At 63.9% G+C, this 1,558-nt stretch carries 1 protein-coding gene; it reads left to right on the top strand.

Translation table 11 applies throughout. From position 1 onward, the window contains the following. The first annotated feature begins 220 nt into the window (after nucleotides 1-220). On the top strand, nucleotides 221-1,480 hold the full coding sequence (locus ACMAUO_RS20900) for an autotransporter strand-loop-strand O-heptosyltransferase (protein WP_420358832.1): 1,260 nt from the start codon (nucleotides 221-223) through the stop codon (nucleotides 1,478-1,480). The last annotated feature ends 78 nt before the right edge of the window (nucleotides 1,481-1,558 follow it).

The raw sequence follows: 1,558 nt of genomic DNA, 5'->3' as shown, positions 1-1,558 counted from the left end.
CATCCCGATGGATCATGATCGACCCGTCACGACGTGACCGGTCGTCCCCCTCCCCCCCGTTGTCGTGAATTGCCGATACCACCCGGCCTCATGGCTGTGGCGCGTGCGGCCATGTCCGCCATCCGATCCGTCCGCGCATCCGGCCGAACATCGTTACGACTTTGTTTACCCATCGATAGTTATATTCAAAAAACAATCGATCGCGGATGGGTAACGGCCGATGTTTGACTCCTCCTTTTCCGAACGAGTCGACCATGCCGCGCCCTTTGCCCATGCCGCAGCCATGCCGCCGACGCAGGAGGACGCCGAGGGCATCGTCTTCGATTTCAATCTGGGGTGCCGCGTGCTGCTGCCCGTCAGGGACGACGGACGCACATGGCACATCCGCCTGTCGGATCTGGATACCGGCAACATCCTGTTCGAACGGCGCGGCATGGCGGGCGGCCTGGTCCGCTCCAGCAAACGCTGGTACGTGCGCTTCGGGATCGAGGTCGGGGTGGAAGACCCGGCCGGCGGCGACAAAACGCCGATATTGCGCCATGCCATGGATCTGCGCGACCGGACCGTCCTGATCCAGTTCTCCGTCGGCACCCTTGGCGACACGCTGGCCTGGATGCCCTACGCCGCGCGGTTCGCGGAACGCCACGGCGCGCGCGTCGTCTGCGCCCTGTCCGACCTGATCCGGCCGCTCTTCGAGACGGCCTATCCGCATATCCTCTTCGTCACACCGGACGAGCTCGACCCGCGGGGGATCACACAAGCCGCCTATGCGACCTATTATCTCGGGCTTTTCTTCGACGATGCGGCGCATGACTGGCATCCGATCGATTTCCGCCATGTCGGCCTGCACAAGACGGCGGCCTATATCCTGGGGGTCAGCCCGGACGAGGAACCGGCCAGAATCGCGTTCGCCGACCCCGGCAGGCCGCTGGACGAGCCCTATGTCTGCATCGCGGTCCAGGCATCGTCCCAATGTAAATACTGGAACAACCCGTTCGGCTGGGCGGAGGTCATCGCCTGGCTGAAGGAGCGGGGCTATCGCGTCGTGTGCATCGACCGCAAACCCGTCCATGGCACCGGCCTGGTGTGGAACCACATCCCGTTCGGCGTCGAGGACCAAACGGGCGACCGCCCGCTGACCGAGCGCGCATGGTGGCTGAAACATGCCGCGCTGTTCATCGGCGGCAGTTCCGGCCTGGCTTGGCTGGCATGGTCCGCCGGATGTCCGGTGACGATGATTTCGGGCTTCACGCATCCCGACAACGAATTCGCGACGCCCGGCCGCGTCATCAACTGGCACACCTGCAACGCCTGCTGGAACGACCCCCGCGAACGGTTCGACCATCAGGACTTTCTGTGGTGCCCGCGACATCGCGACACGGACCGCCAGTTCGAATGCACCCGGCTTATCCCGTCAGCTTACGTGATCCGGGTGATCGAGCGGCTTCTCTCGCCCACACCACGCAAACCCACCGAATGATGAAAGGCGGAACCAGCCATGGCTACCGTATCCCCGACAGTCCCCCTGCCTCCTTCGACGATCACCAATACGGCCACA

Source organism: Gluconacetobacter brunescens (genome assembly GCF_048695475.1).
Taxonomy (GTDB): Bacteria; Pseudomonadota; Alphaproteobacteria; order Acetobacterales; family Acetobacteraceae; genus Gluconacetobacter.
This window is presented reverse-complemented; position numbering and strand designations above follow the sequence as displayed.

Coding starts and splice junctions, on each gene's coding strand:
- ACMAUO_RS20900 (WP_420358832.1), top strand. CDS start 221: ATGTTTGACTCCTCCTTTTCCGAACGAGTCGACCATGCCGCGCCCTTT.